The sequence below is a fragment of the Sphingobium sp. CFD-2 genome, assembly GCF_024611135.1.
Classification (GTDB): Bacteria; Pseudomonadota; Alphaproteobacteria; order Sphingomonadales; family Sphingomonadaceae; genus Sphingobium; species Sphingobium fuliginis.
In genome coordinates this window covers 954,368-975,585 of the sequence record NZ_CP084406.1, presented here as the reverse complement: position 1 = coordinate 975,585, position 21,218 = coordinate 954,368, and the positions used below count along the sequence as shown (strand labels likewise).

Annotated in this window: 21 protein-coding genes and 2 pseudogenes; 12 read left to right on the top strand and 11 right to left on the bottom strand. The window is 63.6% G+C overall.

Annotated elements, in window-relative coordinates; all coding sequences use genetic code 11:
* Positions 1-47: 47 nt before the first annotated feature.
* The 5 genes from LDB29_RS24635 to LDB29_RS24615 form a co-directional block, all read right to left on the bottom strand.
* Positions 48-1,622, bottom strand: coding sequence for an IS66 family transposase (locus LDB29_RS24635; RefSeq protein ID WP_373886338.1), 1,575 nt, complete (start codon positions 1,620-1,622; stop codon positions 48-50).
* A gap of 39 nt (positions 1,623-1,661) precedes the next feature.
* Entirely contained in the window at positions 1,662-2,009 is a 348-nt protein-coding gene (tnpB, locus tag LDB29_RS24630) for an IS66 family insertion sequence element accessory protein TnpB (protein ID WP_011950829.1), read from the bottom strand.
* The gene (locus tag LDB29_RS24625; RefSeq protein ID WP_041380262.1) at positions 2,006-2,389 is read right to left on the bottom strand and encodes a transposase; all 384 of its coding nucleotides are present in this window, start codon (positions 2,387-2,389) and stop codon (positions 2,006-2,008) included. The genes tnpB and LDB29_RS24625 overlap by 4 nt, the downstream gene beginning before the upstream one ends.
* Before the next feature lie 310 nt (positions 2,390-2,699).
* On the bottom strand, positions 2,700-3,014 hold the full coding sequence (locus LDB29_RS24620; RefSeq protein WP_048575603.1) for a type II toxin-antitoxin system RelE/ParE family toxin: 315 nt from the start codon (positions 3,012-3,014) through the stop codon (positions 2,700-2,702).
* 5 nt (positions 3,015-3,019) lie between these two features.
* The gene (locus LDB29_RS24615; protein ID WP_048575602.1) at positions 3,020-3,277 is read right to left on the bottom strand and encodes an addiction module antitoxin; all 258 of its coding nucleotides are present in this window, start codon (positions 3,275-3,277) and stop codon (positions 3,020-3,022) included.
* A 701-nt stretch (positions 3,278-3,978) separates the two neighbouring features.
* On the opposite strand from LDB29_RS24615, the gene LDB29_RS24610 reads away from it, so the two are divergent.
* The 4 genes and pseudogenes from LDB29_RS24610 to LDB29_RS24595 all read left to right on the top strand — a co-directional run.
* The gene (locus LDB29_RS24610; protein ID WP_082166021.1) at positions 3,979-4,221 is read left to right on the top strand and encodes an AbrB/MazE/SpoVT family DNA-binding domain-containing protein; all 243 of its coding nucleotides are present in this window, start codon (positions 3,979-3,981) and stop codon (positions 4,219-4,221) included.
* On the top strand, positions 4,221-4,553 hold the full coding sequence (gene mazF / locus LDB29_RS24605; protein WP_103001490.1) for an endoribonuclease MazF: 333 nt from the start codon (positions 4,221-4,223) through the stop codon (positions 4,551-4,553). The genes LDB29_RS24610 and mazF overlap by 1 nt, the downstream gene beginning before the upstream one ends.
* A 274-nt stretch (positions 4,554-4,827) precedes the next feature.
* On the top strand, positions 4,828-5,097 hold the full coding sequence (locus tag LDB29_RS24600) for a type II toxin-antitoxin system ParD family antitoxin (RefSeq protein WP_044660855.1): 270 nt from the start codon (positions 4,828-4,830) through the stop codon (positions 5,095-5,097).
* A pseudogene (locus LDB29_RS24595) lies at positions 5,097-5,294 on the top strand (type II toxin-antitoxin system RelE/ParE family toxin); the annotation flags it as partial. The gene LDB29_RS24600 and the pseudogene LDB29_RS24595, both read left to right, overlap by 1 nt.
* A gap of 31 nt (positions 5,295-5,325) precedes the next feature.
* Here LDB29_RS24595 and LDB29_RS24590 read toward each other — a convergent pair.
* Positions 5,326-6,282, bottom strand: coding sequence for a DUF6880 family protein (locus LDB29_RS24590; RefSeq protein WP_257557354.1), 957 nt, complete (start codon positions 6,280-6,282; stop codon positions 5,326-5,328).
* Positions 6,283-6,659: 377 nt separating this feature from the next.
* On the opposite strand from LDB29_RS24590, the gene LDB29_RS24585 reads away from it, so the two are divergent.
* The 5 genes and pseudogenes from LDB29_RS24585 to LDB29_RS24560 all read left to right on the top strand — a co-directional run bounded on the left by LDB29_RS24585 (position 6,660) and on the right by LDB29_RS24560 (position 9,269).
* Entirely contained in the window at positions 6,660-6,818 is a 159-nt protein-coding gene (locus LDB29_RS24585) for a DUF736 domain-containing protein (protein ID WP_239659656.1), read from the top strand.
* Positions 6,803-7,902: pseudogene (locus tag LDB29_RS29465) on the top strand (TonB-dependent receptor). The gene LDB29_RS24585 and the pseudogene LDB29_RS29465 overlap by 16 nt, the downstream one beginning before the upstream one ends.
* A 113-nt stretch (positions 7,903-8,015) precedes the next feature.
* Complete coding sequence (locus LDB29_RS24570) at positions 8,016-8,159, top strand: hypothetical protein (RefSeq protein ID WP_257557352.1); 144 nt, start codon at positions 8,016-8,018, stop codon at positions 8,157-8,159.
* Between the two features lie 58 nt (positions 8,160-8,217).
* The gene (locus LDB29_RS24565) at positions 8,218-8,538 is read left to right on the top strand and encodes a hypothetical protein (RefSeq protein ID WP_037481402.1); all 321 of its coding nucleotides are present in this window, start codon (positions 8,218-8,220) and stop codon (positions 8,536-8,538) included.
* A complete protein-coding gene (locus tag LDB29_RS24560) occupies positions 8,535-9,269 on the top strand; it encodes a zeta toxin family protein (protein WP_257557350.1) in 735 nt (244 codons plus the stop codon). The genes LDB29_RS24565 and LDB29_RS24560 overlap by 4 nt, the downstream gene beginning before the upstream one ends.
* Before the next feature lie 240 nt (positions 9,270-9,509).
* On the opposite strand, the gene LDB29_RS24555 is transcribed toward LDB29_RS24560, so the two are convergent.
* From LDB29_RS24555 to LDB29_RS24545, 3 genes are read right to left on the bottom strand one after another with little or no spacing between them, the layout of a single operon-like run.
* A complete protein-coding gene (locus LDB29_RS24555) occupies positions 9,510-9,944 on the bottom strand; it encodes a hypothetical protein (RefSeq protein ID WP_044662922.1) in 435 nt (144 codons plus the stop codon).
* A 53-nt stretch (positions 9,945-9,997) separates the two neighbouring features.
* Positions 9,998-11,053: an RraA family protein gene (locus tag LDB29_RS24550; RefSeq protein ID WP_257557348.1), complete on the bottom strand. Its 1,056-nt coding sequence runs from the start codon at positions 11,051-11,053 to the stop codon at positions 9,998-10,000.
* A gap of 1 nt (position 11,054) precedes the next feature.
* Positions 11,055-12,017 (bottom strand): ThuA domain-containing protein, encoded by a 963-nt coding sequence (locus tag LDB29_RS24545; RefSeq protein ID WP_257557345.1) that lies wholly within the window; start codon positions 12,015-12,017, stop codon positions 11,055-11,057.
* A 592-nt stretch (positions 12,018-12,609) separates the two neighbouring features.
* Between LDB29_RS24545 and LDB29_RS24540 the strand changes: the two genes are divergently transcribed.
* Positions 12,610-13,023, top strand: coding sequence for a MarR family winged helix-turn-helix transcriptional regulator (locus LDB29_RS24540; protein WP_065846334.1), 414 nt, complete (start codon positions 12,610-12,612; stop codon positions 13,021-13,023).
* Positions 13,024-13,100: 77 nt separating this feature from the next.
* On the opposite strand, the gene LDB29_RS24535 is transcribed toward LDB29_RS24540, so the two are convergent.
* Positions 13,101-14,141 carry a LacI family DNA-binding transcriptional regulator gene (locus LDB29_RS24535; protein WP_257557341.1) on the bottom strand — a complete coding sequence of 347 codons (1,041 nt, stop codon included), beginning with the start codon at positions 14,139-14,141 and terminating at the stop codon, positions 13,101-13,103.
* 40 nt (positions 14,142-14,181) lie between these two features.
* Complete coding sequence (locus tag LDB29_RS24530) at positions 14,182-16,314, bottom strand: alpha-glucuronidase family glycosyl hydrolase (RefSeq protein ID WP_257557339.1); 2,133 nt, start codon at positions 16,312-16,314, stop codon at positions 14,182-14,184.
* Between the two features lie 158 nt (positions 16,315-16,472).
* Between LDB29_RS24530 and LDB29_RS24525 the strand changes: the two genes are divergently transcribed.
* Positions 16,473-18,848: a glycoside hydrolase family 3 N-terminal domain-containing protein gene (locus LDB29_RS24525; RefSeq protein WP_257557337.1), complete on the top strand. Its 2,376-nt coding sequence runs from the start codon at positions 16,473-16,475 to the stop codon at positions 18,846-18,848.
* Complete coding sequence (locus tag LDB29_RS24520; protein ID WP_257557336.1) at positions 18,845-21,217, top strand: glycoside hydrolase family 3 N-terminal domain-containing protein; 2,373 nt, start codon at positions 18,845-18,847, stop codon at positions 21,215-21,217. The genes LDB29_RS24525 and LDB29_RS24520 overlap by 4 nt, the downstream gene beginning before the upstream one ends.
* Position 21,218: the final 1 nt, after the last annotated feature.

Sequence of the window (21,218 nt, the reverse complement as noted above, 5' to 3'; positions counted from 1 at the left end):
CGGGCTTACCGGTAGAAGGCCAGTAAGCGTGGGCTGGAGGCCGCAGATCAGGCGGCTTCGGCGATCGGTTGCTGATCTGGTCGCCAATTCCAGGGCATGAGTTCATCCCAGCGAGCGGCAGGCCAGTTGCCGGCGATCTTGGCGATAACGTCGGCAATATAGGCCTGTGGTTCGAGGCCGTTGAGCTTTGCGGTCTCGATAACGGAGTAGATGGCCGCCGCCCGATCGCCGCCTGCCTTTGATCCGGCGAACAGCCAGTTTTTACGGCCCAAGGCCACGCATCGCATGGCACGCTCCGCAATGTTGTTATCGATCTCCAGACGCCCATCATCGAGGAAGCGCGTGAGCGCCACCCAGCGCTTGCGACCATAGGCGATCGCTTTCGCCATCTCGGACTTGGGCGAGAGGCGGCGCAGGGCATCGTCAAGTGCTTGCCGCAGCTCATCGATCAACGGCTGAGTGCGGTCGTGCCGGCTTCGTCGGCGGATCTCGGGTTGCTGGCCTTGAACCTCTGCCTCGATCTCATAGAGTTGGCCGATGCGTTCTAGCAGGTCGGTGGTGAGCGGCGTCGGCTTGGTGGCGTGGATGTCGAATATCTTCCGCCGGAAATGCGCCCAGCAAGCAACCTCGGTGACGCGGTTCGTGTCGTAGAGCTTGTCATAACCGGCGTAACCATCAGCCTGCAGGTAGCCGGCGAAGTTGGCCAGCTGACGCTGGGGATGCGCACCGGTGCGATCGGTGGTGAACTCATACCAGACGAGCGAGGGGGTCGTAGCGCCCGAGCCACGATCATCGACGGCGTAAGCCCAAAGCCTGCCGGTGGCCGTCTTGCCCCGGCCCGGATCAAGCATGGGAACAGGCGTATCGTCGGTATGGATCTTTGAGGCGGTGAGGCCCACCTCGCGAATGCGACTGACGATCGGGTCGAGCAGCACGGATGCCTGTCCTACCCAGCCCGCCAGTGTCGATCGGTCGATCTCGACCCCCTGCGCAGCCATGATCTCGGCCTGGCGGTAAAGCGGCAGATGATGGTCGAACTTGGAGACGACAACGTGGGCCAGCGTGCCGAAGGTCGCCTTGCCGCGCGCTATCGCCTTTACCGGCACGGGCGCCTGGACGATCTTCTCGCAGGACCGGCAGCTATACTTGGGCCGGATGGTCCGAACGACACGCCATTGCACTGGCACGGCATCGAGCATCTCGTCGCTATCCTGCCCCAGAGGCCGCAGCGCTCCGCCGCAATCTGGACAGGTGCAACTGCCCCGTTCGGGCTCGATCCGCTGTTCCTCCCGCGGCAGATGAGCAGGCAGCGCACGAACAGGCGACGGCCGATCAACCTCTGCCGGATCGGCCCGGCGGGCGGCGGCGACGATGGCCTCGCCTTCGAGCTCTTCGAGCGCAAGCTCAAGCTGTGCGATCTGAGTGTCGAGCTTCTCGGACGACTTGCCGAACTGCATCCGCTTGAGGCGCGCGATCTGCACGCGCAGCGTGTCGATCAGGATGTCGCGGGCAGAAATATCGGCGTGGGCGGCCGCCAAAGCAGCTTCGAGCTCGGCGATCCGAGCGTCTTTATCAGCGGTGGAAAGGCCTGCGTCCGACACCGCGACCCTATAGCGGAACAGACGCCGCAATGCCAGAAAAAGCGCCGGAAAATGGGCGTTTTAGCCCGCAAGTGACGGGGTGAAAGTGCGTTCCGGCCGCCGCCAGTCGATGCCTTCCAGAAGCATGGAAAGCTGGGCCGCCGTCATCACCACCGAACCGGTCTTGGTCGATGGCCAAATGAACCGGCCTCGGTCCATCCGCTTGGAGAAAAGGCACATGCCCTGACCGTCATACCAGAGCAGCTTTACCAGATCACCGCGCTTCCCTCGAAAGGCGAACAGCGCACCGGAATGCGGGCTCTGCTCCAGAACTTGCTGCGTCATCACAGCCAAGCCGTCAAAACCCTTACGCATATCTGTTGCGCCGCAGGCCAGGAATATCCGCGTTGAGGGCGGCAGCGGGATCATTGCGTCAGGACGCCGATCACCCGCGACAGGGCATCGGCATCGACGGTGGCGTCCACGTTCACCCTGATGCCAGACGGCAGCTCGATGCCGATCACTCCCTCGCTGCGTGCTGCGACCGTTGGCCCAGGCAAGGCCAGCTGATCGCTGATCTGCACCTCCGCAAAGGCAGGCTTGATCGACTTGCGCACCCCGGCGAGCTCACCGGACATCGCCTGTCGCCGCCATGTGTAGATCGAGCCGCTGCCGACGTCATGGCGTTCACAGGCCGCGCGCACGCAGCCCTCCGGGCCGAATGCATCCTGCAGCACGGCCAGCTTCTGCTCTACCGTCCACCGCCGCCGGCCTGACACCCGGCTAACGATCTCTATCCGACTACTCATACGACCGCTCGTATGAGTAGTCGCTGCGCTGCTCGCTGAATCTTCAATCTCGTCCGACACCGGCCACCCCGCTTAAAGAGCGGCAATCATCCCGGCTAATGGGCGCTGCGCAAGGCGGTCGCCAGACCCCGCTTACCCTCGGGCTTCGTGATCGGCAAATGCTACAAGCGCCACCGGGCAACCGAATTCCTCGACTTCCTCAAGCAGATCGACGCGCGGGTCAGCCATCTTGCCCTGCGGTGCAGCGGACCGACGGTTTAGGCTGCTGTCATCGGAAGATCTCTGAAAGCCAACTCAACACGGCTAGGGATCAATTCGGCACATCCTCTCGGAAACGCTCGATCTGATGCATGCGCTCGTGCAAAATGGTGACAATACCAACGGCACCATCGGACAAGATACGCCAATAGACATAATGATGCTCATACCGGCAATAGAAGCCTTCGACGCCGAGTCCCCGGGGGATATCCCGCCAAGCAATGCGGCGTTCGGCAATATCTTCAAAGCGAACAAAAAGGCCGCGAATATAACGGTCGGCCTGATCCTGTCCCCATTGCTCGCGTGTATAGTTGTAAATGTCATCTATCCGGCGGCCGGCGGCGTGCTGCACGCGATAACTGATCATGAGACTTAGTTGCGAGCGTTACGGGCAATAATTGCGTCGGCATCAAGCGGCAGATATTCGCTCTCTGATACGGCAAATGCGGCGGTCAACTCGGCCTTTAAGAGCGCCAACCGTTCGCTCTCGACCCGCTCCTTGTCACGCCGAATCAGGTCTCGAACATACTCGCTCACATTTTCATAGGCCCCCGCCTCCCCGACGTTAGCGGACACAAAATCGCTGAGAGAGCCGCTGACGCGGACATTCAAAGTTATAGATTTCGACATAAGACCAGTCTCCTGTCCACAAGATAAGGAATAATGAGGACGGAAGCAAGGGCATACGTCAGCAGCAGTACGGGCAGCGCCGGTGACGACCCTTGCACTAACCCGCTCTACGGGAGGGTCGCTTGGGGCGCGTTAGTGCGGTAAATATGAGCCTTTAGCGGGCGAGGTTGCCCACTGAGGTTGGAAGTTTCTTCAGCGAAGAGGAACTTGCCGTGACTGTCTCGATCAACACCGCCCCGATCAGCCTACTGCGTCAACGGATGTAGCACGACATGATGATGCGGGGTCTCGGTCCCCACACCCAGAAGGATTATGTGCGCCATGTGAAGCGTCTGGCTGCCTTTCTCGGCCGCTCTCCCGACACGGCGACGCCTCGTCCGGCCGCACATGACGCTTGGTCGCCATGAAGCTGTGCATGGTTGCCGCCATCGGTCCGTCGCCTCGTCGTCGTGGGCTGGACGAATGCGGTCGAGACGGCGTGGCAGAAGGTCAGCGGAACTTATTCGCTCTGCTTTGACTGGGATTTCGCGCGCAACTGGGTGATCGAAAATATCGACTGGTCAGATCCGGCAAATCCGTATCGGTTGCCGACGACATCGGCACCAACTTGTGCACACCCCATGCACCAAAAGTAGATACAATGTTGATACATGTTCGTGTTATGATAATGTATTATCAATATCGATACGGTGGAGATGGTTATGCGTGTGCGAGTGAAAAAGTGGGGTAATAGTGCTTCGGTCAGGATTCCTTCCTCGATTATGGCCGCGGCTGCGCTGCATATCGATCAGGAGGTGGATGTCAGGGAAGAAGAGGGCCGGGTCATCATCGAGCCGATCACCGCACCTGCCTTCACTCTTGAGGGGTTGCTGGCGGGCATGAAGCCTGAAAACTTTCCTGAAAACGTCGATTTCGGTCCGCCTGTCGGCAATGAGCTTTGGTAATGGCCAAATATGTCCCCGACATGGGCGATATCGTCTGGCTAAACTTTGATCCCCAGGCTGGACATGAACAGGCTGGTCATCGACCTGCCCTTGTCCTGTCACCGGCAGCCTATAATCGCGTGCGCGGGATGATGATTTGTTGTCCTATGACAAGCAAAATCAAAGGCTATCCCTTTGAGGTGTTAACCAGCCAGAACCTGCCAAGTGCTGTATTGGCAGATCAGCTCAAAAGTGTTGACTGGATGACACGGAAGGCGACCAAAAAAGGAACAGTATCGCAAGCGGCGCTGCTGGAAGTTCAGGCAAAAATCCGTGCTCTGTTGGCGATTTAACCTATATCCCGTCAGGCGATTTTTCTGCCCCATGGGCAGCGTTCCCCGGCAAAAAATCTCGCGGGCGATCCGCTGGAAAGGATGGCGGCATGCCGACCTGCCTCGTGCGTGCATGATGAAGGCAGTCCGTCTGCCTCGACGTTTTTCGGCGTGGTCAGCGGAGGCGATCACTCTTTGCCCGGTTACCAGGCGCAAACGCCGCAGTCTTCGTCAATCTGTGTCTTGCATGCTACTATCATAAAGTGATATTCATCATCGACAGAGGAGTTTGGCCATGCCTTCCAGTTTCACCCTGGGGCCGCATTTCGAGGGCTTCATCAAGCAGCAGGTGAACAGCGGCCGCTACGCGTCTGCCAGCGAGGTCGTTCGCGACAGCCTCCGGCTGCTCGAAGAGCAGGACGCCATCCGCCAGGCTCGGCTTGACGCGCTCCGTGCCGAGATCGAACGGGGCGCTGCCAGCGGCCCGGGCATTCCCGCCAGTGAGGCTTTCGCGAACGCCCGGCAGCGGATCGCGAATATGGCCGCCGGCGCTACCGATAGTTGATGGGTCTCGAATTTTCGCCGGCTGCTGCTGCTGATCTTGTCGCGATCGCCACCTTTACCGCGCGCGACAATGTTCTTCGGGCCGTCACCTTCGTTGATGAACTCGAAGGGGCTTGTGCGAAGATCGCCGACTTCCCCCGGTCCGGCGTTGCCCGGCCTGAGATTCGTGCCGGGCTCCGGTCCAAGCCGCACGGCAGCTATGTTAAATTCTACAGCGTTTTGGTTTCGGTCATCCGCATTGAGCGCATTCTGCATGGCCCAGCGCATCGAGCGCCGCGATCCGTACCCGATCCCAGTTTGGCCAATGACCACCTTTACGCCGTATTGCTTCGGCCGCGTCGAGCGCGGCTATCGCCTCCGCCGCGCGGCCCGCAGCCAGCAGGCGCTCGGCAATGGCTGCGGCTATCGCGGGATTATGGCGCTGGTCGGCCGGACATTGCGCGATGAAGGCATCGACATCGCCCAGCGCATCGGCAATGTCGACCAGCGCCTGGCGGACAAGCCGCTCATGCCGCCGGGCTTCCATCTCATCCTCGTAGAAAACGCCGCCTGAGCCAAAACCGATGACGCGCCGTTCGCCCTGGGGCGGCCGCTGCTGTACTTCGCGCGCCATGGCCTCGAATTTGCGCCTGAGGGATTTCAATCCTGCTTCGCCAAGCGGCTCCGTCATCAGGGTGACGAGGCCGTGGAACTGGCCATGGTCATTGTCGCAGACGCTGTCGAACACCCGGTCGACAAGCTGGTCAGTGGGCAGGCGGGCCGCAGCGGCCAGCGCGCCAAGAACAGAGAGCGCCGTTGCAAACACGGTGCCCAGCGTACCATGGCTGTCGTCGCACCAGCTGAGCACCGGACGGGCCAGCGCGATCAGCTTCCAGAGCAGCTCGAACGCCGTTGCCGGATCGGTGGGCGCGATATGCTCCATGATCGCGCGCCGCTGCGCCTCGATATCCCGGGCGAGGGGCTTCACCTTGTTCCAGTCGACAAAGGCCTCTGCCTTGGCGATGGTGGCGAGGCGCTTGGCGACCTCTCCAGCGACATCGCCGCTGCGGTTTGCGCTGGCAAGCTCCAGGCGCAGGCGCCGCTTGGTCTGGGCATCCACCGCCACGAGCTCCAGCAGTAATTGCGCCAGCCGATTGGCGCCCAGCGTCTCGAGATTGGCCTGGTTGAGGGTTTTGGAAGAAGCCATGGAATCTGTCTGTCGTCAGATGGGGCAGGGCGTCAAGGGTGGAACGGTGTGGGGTTTGAGGCTGGGTGACTGCCCGCGCATGCGCGGGCAACGGGCTGACGGGCTGGCGCCCCGAGTCCCGCTGCTCGGGTCTCGGCCCTCGCGGGCGTTCATCCCTGCCGTGGTGGCGTGTGCGGGGGGGGGGGGGGGGGGGGGAAGACATCGCGCGGCTGTCAGTGGGCGATACACGCGCGCGAATGGGGACCTTGGTCTGGAGAGGTCGTGCCGATGCGGAGGCGGACGCGTCCAGCCGCGCCGCCGGGATCAGAGAAGAGAGGGATCTCAGATTTTTGTCGCCGAAAAATGGGTTTCGGGCGACAGAATGAAAGGTCAAGTCAATGAACATCGTTGAAGTTCGTGAAATCAACGGTCGCCTCGAAGGCCGCATCGTCACCCGCACGATCGATCTCCCCCGGAGCGGGCTGCGCAAGGTCGAGAGCATGAATCCCAGGGCGCCCGCCTATGAAGTCATCGCCCTCAGATCGGCAAGACCGTAACGTATAATTATTCAGCCTATCTCCAGGCCAATTATCGCCTGACCGACCGGCTGACGCTGACCGCCGGCGGGCGCTATATCAGCATCCGGCGCGCATTCGATTTTCAGGGCGTCAACTATGACCTGGACGGCCATCCGATCGATCCGACGTTCTATCCGCAGGTGAAGACAGGCGGCGCGATCCCCGCGCTGGGCGTCACTGTCGCCGCGACGCAGGTAAATTTCGACAATAGCGGCGTGCTCAACAAGAAGACCGGGCATGCGTTCACGCCGAAGGCAGGCATTTCCTACCAGGCAACGCCGACGATCTTCCTGTTCGCCAACTATGCCAAGGGTTTCGACGCGGGCGGCTTTACCGCGCGCTTAACCTTGCCACCGCGCTGCCCTATGATCCTGAGACGGTCAATGCGTTCGAGATCGGCTTCAAGACAGACTGGTTCGATCGCCGGCTGAGGGTCAACGCGACAGGTTTCTATAACGACTATAAGGATCTGCAGACAGCGGTGTCGGCGTTCAGTCCGATCTCCGGCACTTATGTCAGCACGCGCGGCAATGCGCCGTCAGTGCACACGCAGGGCTTCGAACTGGAAACCTCGGCAGAGCCGACCAACAATCTGTCGCTGGCTTTCAATGTCACCTATCTGACAACCGAATATGACGATTATTCGGCGCCGGCGCTGGGCACCGTTCCCGCCTATAACTATACGGGCAAGCAATTTCCCGGTCAGCCGAAATGGCAATATTTCGCGTCCGCCGACTGTTCGATCCCGATTGAGGGGCTGGGCGCGATCAAGTTCGGCGGCAGCGTCAACTGGCAGACCGGCTATTTCTCCGACCAGCTCAACAATCCCCAATATCGGATCGGTTCGAAGCATTTCGTAAATGCCTTCATCGGTTTCCAGACTGCTGACAAGCGGTGGGATTTCACGCTGACGGCGCGCAACATCGGCAATGAATTTTATTATTCTACGCTCACGCCGATCGGCACGGCCATCAAGGCCGGGCCCTATGCGGGCACCTTGCTGCTGCAAGGCGCTCAGAACCCGCCGCGCACCATCTTCTTCAAGGTCGGCTTCAAATATTGATCCTTTCCGCCCGCGGCCACAAGCGGCTCTTGCGTGGCCGCGGGCGACCTGCGCTCCTCGTGATCCCTCAGTCCCCGCCATGAAAGAAACATTCCTGTCGGGGCCGGGCGCACATGGCGATCAAGCTGGGACAGGCCATGTTCGAGACTTGGGTGATACACCCCGCGACGCACGTTACCCTCCATGAGGCGGCGCGCGCGCTTTTGCATGAGGACGATCCGATGGATTTCCTGGCGATCATGACGGCTGGAACTTGATCTGCGGAAGAGCTATATCGGGCTTATGGCAAAGCGGAGCAAAATGGCTTCGGCGAGCATGCGCGACGGAAAGACCGGGATTATCATCGGGCCTGCGGGCTCGAAGCGCACGCGGACGGTCACCACCAAACTGGGTAATGTGACCGTCAGTGCCCAGAAGCCGTCGGCCGCGCTCGTCAAGGATAATGTCAAGCGCAGCTCCCAGGCGTTGGAGCGTGCCGCGGCCCGTATCGTGCGGGGCGGGGTGGCTATTCCTCAGCGCAAGAATGTGCCGCTCTATTCGGTTGATGAAGATAATCCCAAGATCGTCATCCGTAAGCTCAACGGACAGGTGAGTCGCGGCCAGCTTGTCGACGGCAAGTTTCAAGAATTTGCGTGACGGCGCTCAAGGGCGCGGTAGACCAGATACTTTCCGCACAGGTCAGGACCGACAAGCCGCTCGCGATCATTCTGGCCGGTCATAACGGGTCGGGCGAATCGACGATGTGGCGTAAGATTCTTACGCAAAAGCTCCAGCTGCCGTTGCTGAACGCGGATCGCATGATGCTTTCGATTCTGCCGGAAGCCCAGGGGGACGGATCGCTTGTGGACTGGGCGCAGGAATTGCGCGACACAAACCTCGGCTGGATGCAGGTGGCGCAAAATGGCGTGAAGGCGTTCGCCGCCCATGCCATGGCCGCGAAGGTGCCATTCGCAACCGAAACCGTCTTCAGCCATTGGGAAGAGCGGCCTGACGGCACGGTCGCCTCGAAACTCGACACGATAACCGATCTTCAGGCGGCGGGTTATTTCGTCCTGCTGTTTTTCGTCGGTCTTTCGAACGCCGATCTGTCCATATTGCGCGTCAGCCAGCGCGTGCTTGAACATGGCCACGGCGTCGACACCGGCAAACTCGTCTCGCGGTTTCCCAGGACGCAGAAGGCCATATCGCACGCGCTGGGCGTGGCCGACGCCTCCATATTGACGGACAACAGCCGTGACGAAAAGCGGGCCTTCACCGTGTGCCGGGTCCAGCTTGGCGGCGAAGCGCTTTATGACCTGCGGGATGGCGCGGACAAGGTCCCACTGGCCATCACCGAGTGGCTCGACGTCGTGAGCCCGCTCGCCTGATGAAGGGGCAGTTGATCGGGAACGGCTGTTGATATTTGCATGCGAATAGCTGGAACAGGCAGGTCAAAGCCTGCCGCATTCGCAACCCGTCCGTGTCTACGCGCAAATGGGCTATGGCGGCGACTTCGGTTCAGCAGACTGAATTCGAGGAAAATGTCCCACCGATCGCCGCCTGAATCTCAGCGCGGCCGGACCTTGCAATCCGGTCGCGCTGAGGCCGGTACTGTCCGCCGGCTGCGGTCAGTCGACGAAGATGGCCTGGAACACGATCTTGTCGTCGCGCACGATGAAGGCGTCCTTGCCCGAGACCTGCTGGGGCTGCCCCTTGAACTGGACCCAATGCAGGATGACGCTGTCCGGGCCGGCCGGTTCGATGGTCGTTTCCATCGCCTTGATGCCGGGATGATGATCCTTGTCGGTCAGCGTCGTGAAAACGCGCCGCGCCTGCGCCTGACCCGAATAGATGCCCGGCCCCTTGGCCGGCGCCTGATCCGCGACCAGCCCCTGGGGAGTCACGACGACGGTGTCCGCGGAGTAATCGTCCATGATCGGCTGCAACTTGCCGGCTTTCATGCTCTCGACATGACGGGCGACCACTTCGGCGGGTGTGGCGGCTTGGGCGGCCCCGGCCAGGCAGAGACTGAGGAGGGTGGCGAAGGGGAGGCGGAAGTCCATGTTGGCGGGGCCTTTCTCAAGCATTTCGGGGGGAAGGGTGGGTTGCGGGCCGGTCATCCCTCATAGGGGATGCCCGCTTCATGATCGCGGATGATCTGCCTTACGGCGTCGGGCTTCACGGGCAGCTTGTTCTGATTAGCCTGGAGCCAGGCGAAGAAGTCCGCCTCGATCGCGTCGGTCCAGCGGGTGTCGATCTGGCCGGCGGTATATCTGCCCTCGCGCAGGCGCATATGGCCGAACATATCGCGCAGCCGCGTATTCTCCGACAGCTTCACCACCTTTTCGGCCAGTTGCGGCGGGATGAACAGCACGCCGCCGTCCCGGCCCAGCACGACATCGCCGAGCATGGCGGTCGCCTTGCCGATGCGGATCGGACCGTTGATGCCCACCATCGTCGAATTGAGCCGCGCGCCCGTCGCCATGGCGCCGAAATGATGCGACGGATCGTAGGAGCGGACGAAGGAAACGAAATTCGGCAGTTCCCTGAGGCCGTTGATGTCGCGCACCGCCCCGTCATAGACGACCCCGTTGCCGCTGCGGGCGTAGATGGCGTTGCCGACATTGTCGCCGATCGATGGGCCGTCCTGCTTCAGCCCGAAATGGTCGCTGACATAGACGTCGCCCTTTTGCAGCATGTCGACCGGCCAGGCGTTCATGGCGCCCTTGCGTCCGTCGTCGGCGCCCTGCTTTTCCAGTACGGTCTGGATGTCCGGGCGGCCGGGCAGCCATTGGGAGGTCAGCGCCCGACCGACCAACACCTTGTCGGGGAAGATGGACAGCCAGCCATCCTCATATTGATGGTTGAAGCCGGCGCTGCGCAGCGTCGCCCAGGCTTCCTCCAGAGTGACTTCCCGCATCCGCTCCAGAATGTCGTCGGGGACCTTCGGCCGTCCGTCCGGAAAGCGTTCGCCGGTCCAGGCCGGCGTATGCCGGATCACCTGTTCGCGCGTGAAGAAGCCGTCCTCGGCCAGCGCGTGCTGCGGCAGCAGCATGGCCGCGAAGGCGAGGGCGGCGCCCATCAGCCGCCGGTCAAATCCCATGGCTCGGTCTCTCCCCATCCAGTGCGTGGCGCAGCGCCGATCCGCGCAGCGGCCGGTCGGATCTTCCATTCTAGAATTCCGGCGGCATCTGGTCGTTCGCGCCGCCGCGCGGCACCTCGACCCCTGCGGCCCACAGTATTCCATTCACCAGGAACCGGCGTTGCTGCGGATAGAGGTGCATGTTGTCATGGAAGTCGTTGCCGCCCCACACGACCGAACGTCCGCCGTCGGGCCGCTCATAGGCCCAGGCTACCGGACCGCCGGTGCCATTGGCCGCCTGTGACGGCCGGGCGGTGAGCAACGGCGTGCGGCGGGGATTGTCGGGCAGGAAATAGCGCGCGTACATTTCCTCCCGCGGCGTCCAGGGCTTGACCCCGCGCAGGATCGGATGCTTGCCGGGGATCGGCCTGATCGCCCATGTGTCGACGGGATTGTGCGAGACATAGGGAATCCAGACGCCGCCCAGCCAATCGTTCAGATAGAGGCGGCCTGCCCGGTTATCGACGAACATCGTATAATGATAGACGACCAGCCCCGTCTTCCTGCGCTTCAGAAGCGCGTCGAAACCCTTGAGCGCGGCACTGGTCTCGGCATTATAGCCCAGACCGTCCGTTTCGGCATATTGCTGGAAGATCGCGCCGGTTTCGCGCTTCAGCCAGTCGCCATTGCCGTCGATCACGATGGCGTCGGCCGCCTCCAGCATTGCCAGATCCCGCGGCTTTTCTCCGACGATGACCTGCGTCTTCACCTCTCGCGCCGCGCCGGAATGTTCGAGCAGCCAGGCCAGTTCGCGCAGGTCCTTCTCATATTCATGGCGGCCGGGCGCGCCATGCTGCTTCGGTCCCGCGAATAGCAGGATGCGCAGGGGCGGCAAGGGCGCCGTTCCAGCCGGCATCGGCAACAGGAAAGCGACCGCCATCGCCGCCAGCGCCGCACCCGCCGGGCGCGGGGCACGGGAATGGCTTCGCTTCCTGCCCGGCGGAGCAGCCATATTGCGGACCTTGCGGGCCCAGCTTGTGAACGTCCCTTTCAACTCATCCTCACCAGCAAAGATTCGTATCGCGACTCTCTCGGTCGATCCTATCCTATATGATCTGCCACAAACTGGTGGACATACCAAGACCCCGCCGCATATTTCCTGCGATCATGTCTTGGCTTTGTTCGGGGAGTGTTGGTGCACGCGCGTCTGCCACTGGCTGAGACAGAGCAGATCATGCCGCTTCTACCGGCCATCTTGTGCCGGATCTTGGCTTGAAGGCATTCACTCCACAGCCTGAACGCCTTTAGTCGGAGCGAACCATGGCTGATCGCGATTTGGAAGGGTCTGCTTGGCCGTCCTTACCGGGGAGCGGAAAGCCTCCGCAATGCCTGGCTGACCGCGAAGGCGATGAATGCCTTGGTGGGATCTGCCAATGGCCTGATCACCTATGTGGCCATGCCTTATTTCAATGACGCCGTCAGTCCGGCGGGCTAGCCGCAGATCGCCCGCACGCGCCGATGTTCCTCTGCCGCCGGTAGAAATCGCGCCGGGACCGACGCGGGGGTTCCCGAATCATGCAAATCCTTCTTTGATGCGTCAGGCTGCGCGATCAAATCGCGACGCGATACATGAAGATGAAGGTCAGATGGAAGCAGACGGCGCCATATTGCAGGATGAAGATTATGCGGCGCTGGCGGAATTCCGCTTCGCTCTGCGACAGTTCCAGGCGTTCAGCAGCGAGCGGGCGGCCAGGGTGGGACTCACCCCGCAGCAGCATCAGGCCTTGCTCGCCCTGCGCGCTGCGCCGGCCGAGGATGCGACCGTCGGCTATGTCGCGCGGCGACTGTTGCTGAAGCCCCACAGCGCGACGGGGCTGGTCGACCGGCTGGAAAAGCTGGGGCTGGTGACGCGCCATGCCAGCGCCACGGACCGGCGGCGCTCGCAATTGCAATTGACGCTGGGCGCTCTGGACCTGCTGGCGAAGCTGTCGGCCACGCATCGCGATGAGATCCGCCGCTTGCGTCCGCTGCTCAACCAGTTGCTGGCGCGCTTTGCCTAGGAAATTTCAGGCCCCAGGATAGCGGTGGAGACCTGCTCCAGCCCTTGCGGCAGGACATGGCTGGCGGGCCCAGCCCGCTACCCCCGTCGGTGGTGCAGGCGCGGAACCGCGTCGGATTGCCGGCGGACCAGCCTGTAGTCCAGTCGCGCCAACCCCCGCCCGTCCACTTCTTCCCCGCCCTTCATCGCTTCCGCCAGCAGGGTCATGGCGGCCCGGCTCATGTCGCGAATCGGCTGGCGGATGGTGGTGAGCGTGGGCCAGATCGCGGCGGCAAGCGGCGTGTCGTCGAAACCGCAGACCGTCAGATCGGCCGGCACGCTGATCTGACGCTGATGCGCGATGGTGATGGTCGCCGCGGCCATATCGTCGTTGCAGGCGAAGATCGCTGTCGGCGGCGTCTTCAGGCTCAGCAGATGCGCCGCCGCCTCCAGCCCGGACCGGTAGCTGAAATCGCCCTCGACGATATAATCTTCCTCAACCGGCAGGCCCTGCGCGGTCATGGCGACGCGAAAGCCCTCCAGCCGTCGCGCGCTGGAACGGTGCTGGGGATTGCCCTGGATGAAGGCGATGCGGCGGTGGCCGAGGTCGATCAGATGCCGCGTCATCTCGCTCGCGGCCTGGCGGTCGTCTATCGCGACGACCATCATGCCATGGTTCTCGTCCGGCGCGATGGCGACCCAGGGAATGCCCTGCCGCCCGAGCGCCTGCGCCAGTTCGTCCCAGTCGCACAGGGGCGGCGGCACGATGACGCCGGAAACGCGCGCCTGAAGAACCTGGGCGACGATGTCCTGCGCCGTGGCGCCCATCTCGCACTGTTCGACCACCAGGTGGAGGTGATGCTTCGCCGCCTCGTCCAACCCCCCCAGCAACAGTTCGCCCAGATAGGCGGAGGTCGTCGTATTGCGGTAAAGCAGCGCCACTCGCCGGTCGTCGCCCCCGGCCAGCGCCCGGGCGGAGACATTGGGCGCATAGTTCAGTTCCGCGATCGCCTTTTCCACCCGGGCTCGGGTCTGGGGGCTGACCCAGCTCTGCTTGTTCGCGACGCGCGACACGGTCATCACGGACACGCCGGCCCGCGCTGCAACTTCCCGGATTGTCGGCGGCTTACGTTCGTTCATGGTCGTTCACCGCCTAGCCTTTGCGGCCCTTGAAAGCCAGTCATGGATTGCCCGGCGCATAGGGGAAAGCGAGCGATTTGTACCAGTTCAGATCATGTTCCGGCGGTGCCGTGCCCGCCGGCAGCGGGCGTTTGGACAGCGTCTGGAAATAGGCGATGCTGGCATCGCGCCACCATTTCGCCTCGCGATGCTGGATGCCGAGGAAGGACTGCGTCTGGGCGAAGCGTTCCGCATCGACATAGGGACGCAGGCTGTCCCACGTCCTGCGCATGGCCGCGACATAGGCGACCCCCGCGTCATAATGTCGGATGAGGCCGTTCCACAGGGTTTCGCCCGATTTCAGCTTCGCGTCCCAGCCGACATGGTGGAACCAGAGGAGGTCGCGTTCCGGCGTCGTCTTCGGGTCGGCGAGCATCCTGGCGACCGGCGGGGCATATTGGGCGATGGCGTTGCTGCCGGTCCTCGTCCGGTCGAAGCCGATCCCCTGCGCGTCCGCCTTGTGATAATAGACCGGGTTCCATTCGGGCCGGGCAAGCTCTGAAATCCAGGGAGCCGGGCCGTAATGATGGCCGGTGCCCATGACATGGGACAGGCCGAGCGGGGTCATATAGTCGACCGCCGCCTCCCGGGATCCCATCATCATGGCGACCACCGGATCGGCCACCTTTGCATCCGTCGAGAAAGTCTGCGCCGCCCATTCGCGTGCGATTGCCTCCGCCGACAGATCCGGATCCCAGGCAAGGCGGCCGAAGGCGTACCAGTCCGCCTGGTTGAAGATCGATCCGCTCCAGTCGCGGTCGGCGCCGATATTGGCGACGCCGGCAATGCCAGTCAGCTTGTGGCCCTCCAGCGACCCGTCGATCACCCTGGCCACGGTCGACCCCTTGCCGCGGGCGAAGGTGTCGCTTTTCAGCGTCTCCTCGAACAAGGGCCCCAGATAGGTGAGGTGCGTCGACTGGCCCAGATATTCCTTGGTGATCTGGAATTCCATCATCAGCGGCGTCCGGGGCATGGCGCCGAACAGAGGATGGAAGGGTTCGCGGGGCTGGAAGTCGATCGCGCCGTTCTTCACCTGCACCAGCACATTGTCCGCGAACTGGCCGTCCAGCGGCTTGAAGTCGTTATAGGCCTGCTTGGCGCGGTCGTCCGGATTGTCATGCGCATAGACGAAGGCGCGCCACATCACGATGCCGCCATGCGGCTTCACGGCCGCGGCCAGCATGTTCGCGCCATCGGCATGGGTGCGCTTGTAATCCTGCGGCCCCGGCTGCCCTTCGCTGTTCGCCTTGACCAGGAAGCCGCCGAAATCGGGAATGGCCCTGTAGATCTCGTCGGCCTTCGCCTTCCACCAGGCGGCGACTGCCGGGTCGAGCGGATCGGCGGTCCCGAGGCCGGACAGCTCCATCGGCGCGGTCCATTTCACCGACAGATAGACCTTGATGCCATAGGGCCGGAACACGTCCGCCAGCGCCGCCGCCTTGGCGATATAGGGCGCGGTCAGGCTGTCGGACCTGGCGTTCACATTGTTGAGCACCGTGCCGTTGATGCCGATGGAGGCGTTGGCGCGGGCATAGTCGGTGTATCGCGGCCCCTTCCAGTCGGGCAGGCGCCACCAGTCCCAGATGGATTGCCCGGCATAGCCGCGCTCCACCGTGCCATCCAGATTGTCCCAATGGTTGAGCAAGCGCAGCTTCATGCGCGGCGCGCTGCGAATGTCGAGCCGGTCCAGCGGGGCGCCCGTTTCCGCCAGCCGCAAATAGGCATAGGCGCCATAAAGAAGTCCGGCATCGCCATTGGCCGCGATCACCGTCACGGACTGGCCGTCCAGCGTGACCGAGCGAATGGCATAGCCCTCTTCGCCCAGCCCATCGAGCTTCACTGGCAGATCGGGGGCGGAAGCCGGAGTCGCCAGCCAGATCGCGCCATTCATGGGCTTGTCAGCCAGCGCCGGCGCCGCGCCATTCGCGCCCGCAAGGCCGCGCATCAATTCATCGCGGGCGGCCAGCGCAGTCGCACCGCGGCCCGGCGCAACGACCGCCGTGGCGTGCCGCGCCATTTTGCCGCCATCCTGCACCTTTTCGTGCCGCAGCCACAGATCATAGCCGTCCTCCGCCATGGCGGGCGCCGTCATCACGGCGGTGGCGACGGTCCAGCAGAACAGGCGCGCGAACATAGATCCCCTTTCCTCTCCTTCCCGTCTTCGCCCGAACCGACGCTTCGGATCGAAGGGCATTGACAGGCCGCTCTTGTCTGAGCAATGTTAACGCTATCAGTTGGGATGCGGCAAGCAAAAAGCTGGAAGCCGCCGCAAAAAAGGGGAGAGGCTGTTTCGTGATCCGGTTCCGCAAGCTGTTGGGCGCGGTTTCGCTGCTGACGCTGACGGTCGCGACGCCCGCCGTCCCCGTTCTGGCGGCGCCTGCGTCGACGGGCGCGCGTCCGCTCTACAAGGATGCTTCCGCTCCCATCGAATCGCGGGTCGACGATCTGCTCTCCCGCATGACGCTGGAGGAGAAAATCGCCCAGATCACGGCGGTGTGGACCGACAAGGTCAAGATTTTCGATGAGAGGTTGCAGCTCGACCCATCGAAACTGGCGCAGATCTTTCCCCATGGCATGGGGCAGTTCACCCGCCCGTCCGATGCCAAGGGGGCTTTTTCCCCCCGCGAAGTTCCCGGCCGAAATCCGCGCCAGACAGTGGCGCTGGTCAATGCGCTGCAACGCTGGGCGACGACGCGGACGCGGCTGGGCATTCCGATCCTGTTCCATGAGGAAGGGCTGCACGGCTATGCGGCTGTTGGCGCTACCAGCTTTCCGCAGTCGATTGCCCTGGCCTCGTCCTGGGACCCTGACATGCTGCGCGAGGTGAATGCCGTCATCGCCCGCGAAATCCGCTCGCGCGGCGTCAGCCTCGTCCTTTCCCCCGTAGTCGACATCGCCCGCGATCCGCGCTGGGGCCGGATCGAGGAAACCTATGGCGAAGACCCCTATCTGGTCGGTGAAATGGGGGTGGCCGCTGTCGAGGGGCTGCAAGGCAAGGGGCGTTCGCGCCTGCTGCCGCCGGGCAAGGTGTTCGCGACGCTCAAGCATCTGACCGGCCATGGCCAGCCCGAAAGCGGCACCAATGTCGGTCCGGCGCCGGTTTCCGAACGCGAACTGCGCGAGAATTTCTTTCCGCCCTTCGAACAGGTGGTGAAACGCACCGGGATCGAGGCGGTGATGGCCAGCTACAATGAAATCGACGGCGTGCCCTCCCATGCCAATCGCTGGCTGCTGCGCGATGTGCTGCGCGGCGAATGGGGCTTCAAGGGCGCGGTGGTCAGCGACTATTCGGCGATCGACCAGTTGATGAGCATCCACCATATCGCCGGCGATCTGGAACAGGCGGCGGGGCGCGCACTGGATGCGGGCGTGGATGCGGACCTGCCCGATGGCCTCTCCTATGCGACGCTCGGCCGGCAGGTGCGCGAGGGCAAGATCAGCGAGGCACTGGTCGACCGTGCCGTGCGGCGCATGCTGGAACTGAAATTCCGCGCGGGCCTGTTCGAAAATCCCTATGCCGATGCGACGGCGTCGGAGAAGATCACCAATAATGCGCAGGCCCGCGCATTGGCGCTCAAGGCGGCGCAGCGCTCCATCACCCTGCTCAAGAATGACGGCATGCTGCCGCTGAAGCCGGAGGGCAGCATCGCCGTCATCGGCCCCAGCGCCGCCGTGGCGCGGCTGGGCGGCTATTATGGCCAGCCGCCGCATAGCGTCTCGATCCTCGAAGGCATCAGGGCCAAAGTCGGAACCCGGGCGAAGATCGTCTTCGCGCAGGGCGTCAGGATCACGGAGAATGACGATTGGTGGGCCGACAAGGTCGTCCGGTCCGATCCCGCCGAAAACCGCCGCCTGATCGCGCAGGCGGTCGAGGCGGCCCGTCATGCCGATCGCATCGTCCTGACGCTGGGCGACACGGAACAGTCGAGCCGCGAAGGCTGGGCCGACAATCATCTGGGCGACCGGCCCAGCCTTGATCTGGTGGGGGAGCAGCAGGACCTGTTCGACGCGCTGAAGGCGCTGGGCAAGCCGATCGCCGTGGTGCTCATCAACGGCCGCCCTGCCTCCACCGTCAAGGTTTCGGAACAGGCGGACGCCATTCTGGAGGGCTGGTATCTGGGCGAGCAGGGCGGCCATGCCGTGGCGGACGTGCTGTTCGGGGACGTCAATCCGGGCGGCAAGCTGCCGGTGACCATCCCGCGCTCGGCGGGACAATTGCCGATGTTCTACAATGCGAAGCCCAGCGCGCGGCGCGGCTATCTCTTCGATACGACCGATCCGCTCTACCCCTTCGGTTTCGGCCTCAGCTATACGAGCTTCGACCTGTCCGCGCCGCGACTGTCGGCCGCGAAGATCGGCGTCGGCGGCACCGCCAGCGTGTCGGTCGACGTGCGCAATGGCGGCCAGCGCGAGGGCGACGAGGTCGTCCAATTATATGTGCGGGACAAGGTCAGTTCCGTCACCCGGCCGATCAAGGAGCTGAAGGGATTTCAGCGCGTGACGCTGAAGCCCGGCGAGGTTCGCACGGTGACCTTCACGGTCGGGCCGGAAGCGCTGCGGATGTGGAACGATCATATGGACCGCGTGGTCGAGCCGGGCGATTTCGAGATCATGACCGGCAACAGTTCGGTCGCGCTCAAATCGGCAACGCTGACGGTGGTGCCATGAACGGTTTCGCGCGCCGGCAGGCGCTGGGCCTGCTCGCTTCGACCTCGCTGCTCGCCGCTGTGCCCGCCGCCGCGAAGGGGAGGGGCGGGCCGCTCTACAAGGATGCTTCCGCCCCCATCGACCTGCGCGTCAGGGACCTGCTGGCGCGCATGACGCTGGAGGAAAAGGTTGGCCAGATCATCGCGCTCTGGGCGACCAAGGCCGACATCATGGACGATCTGACCTTCTCTCCCGCCAAGGCGAGCAAAGCCTATCCCGACGGCTTCGGCCAGATCACCCGCCCGTCCGACCGCCGCGGCGCCCCGAACGGATGGACCCAGGCGGGCGGCGTGGGCGCGCGCTGGCGGACGCCCGCCGATACCGTCGCCTTCATTACCGCCGTCCAGAAATGGGCGACGGAGGAGACGCGGCTCGGCATCCCGGTGCTGTTCCATGAGGAGGCGCTGCACGGGCTCATGGCGACAGAGGCGACCATGTTCCCCATGGCGATCGGGCTCGCGGGCAGTTTCGACCGCCAGTTGATGGAGGAGGTTCAATCCGTCATCGCCCGCGAGGTGCGGGCGCGCGGCGTCCATCTGGCGCTGTCGCCGGTGGTCGACATTGCCCGCGACCCGCGCTGGGGCCGGATCGAGGAGACCTTCGGCGAAGACCCCTATCTCTGCGCCGAGATGGGCGTGGCCGCCGTGCGCGGCCTTCAGGGCGAGAGCAGCCGGATCGGCCCGGACAAGGTCATGGCGACGCTCAAGCACATGACCGGCCACGGCCAACCCCAGAGCGGCGAGAATATCGCGCCCGCGCCGATCTCCGAACGGGAACTGCGCGAGAATTTCTTTCCACCCTTCCGGGAGGTGGTGAAGCGCACCGGCATCGCCGCCGTCATGCCGTCCTATAATGAGATAGACGGCGTGCCTTCGCACCAGAACCGCTGGCTGCTGAACGACATATTGCGCGGGGAATGGCGTTTCGACGGTGCCGTGGTCAGCGACTATGGCGCGGTCCACGAACTGGACAGCATCCACCATGTCCAGCCCGACCCGGAGGCGGCGGCGCGCGCCGCGCTGCGGGCGGGCGTCGATTGCGAACTGCCCGATGGCCAGACCTATCGGACGCTCGTCGAACAGGTCCGGGCGGGCAAGGTGCCGCTTGAGGCGGTCGATCTGGCCTGCGCCCGGATGCTGACGCTCAAGTTCCGTGCGGGCCTGTTCGAAAATCCCTGGCCGAGCAAGGATCATGAGCGGCTGACCGGCAATGCGGAGGCGCGCGCGCTGGCGCTGAAGGCGGCGCATCGCTCCATCGTGCTGCTCGGCAATGACGGTACGCTGCCGCTCACGCCCGGCGCGCACAAGCGGGTTGCGGTGATCGGTCCCAATGCCGCCATTGCGCGACTGGGCGGTTATAGCAGCGTCCCGCGCCAGACCGTCTCCCTGCTGGAAGGCGTGCAGGCGAAGCTTAAGAGCAAGGCGGAGGTCGTCCACGCCCAGGGCGTCTTCATCACGCGGAGCGAGGATCGCTCGGCGGACGAGGTGCTGCTGGCGGACCCGGCGGAGAACCGCGCCCTGATCGCGCAGGCGGTCGAGGTCGCGAAGACCGCGGACATCGTCCTGCTCGCCATCGGCGACACGGAACAGACCAGCCGGGAAGGCTTTGCGAAGAACCATCTGGGCGACCGCACGAGCCTGGACCTGCTGGGCGAGCAGAACGAACTGTTCGCCGCGCTGAAGGCGACCGGCAAGCCGGTGGTGGTGTGCGCCATCAACGGCCGCCCGCCCAGCTATCCGATGGTCGCAGATGGCGCCAATGCGCTGCTGGAGTGCTGGTATCCGGGGCAGGAGGGCGGCACCGCCATGGCCGACATCCTGTTCGGGGACGTCAATCCCGGCGCGAAGCTGCCCGTCACGGTGGCGCGCGACGCGGGGCAGATACCGATCTTCTACAACCGCAAGCCATCGGCCCGGCGCGGCTATGTGTTCGAGGATATTTCGCCGCTCTTCCCCTTCGGCTTTGGCCTCAGCTACACGCATTTCGAATTTGGGCCGCCCCGCCTGTCGTCGCCGCGCATCGGCACGGGCGGCGAGGTGACGGTGGAGGTCGACGTCCGCAATGCCGGGCAGAGGGCAGGGGATGCGGTCGTGCAGCTTTACGTCCGCGACCAGACCGCCAGCGTCACCCGGCCGATCAGGGAACTGAAGGGCTTCGAACGCATCACGCTGGCGCCCGGCGAGAGCCGCGCCGTGCGCATGACGCTGGGCCCCGCCGCCTTCGCGCTCTGGAATCTCGACATGGAGGAAGTGGTCGAACCCGGCTTGTTCGACGTCATGACCGGGCCGGACAGCGAAAATCTCCAGAAAACCACGCTCGAAATCATCTGAA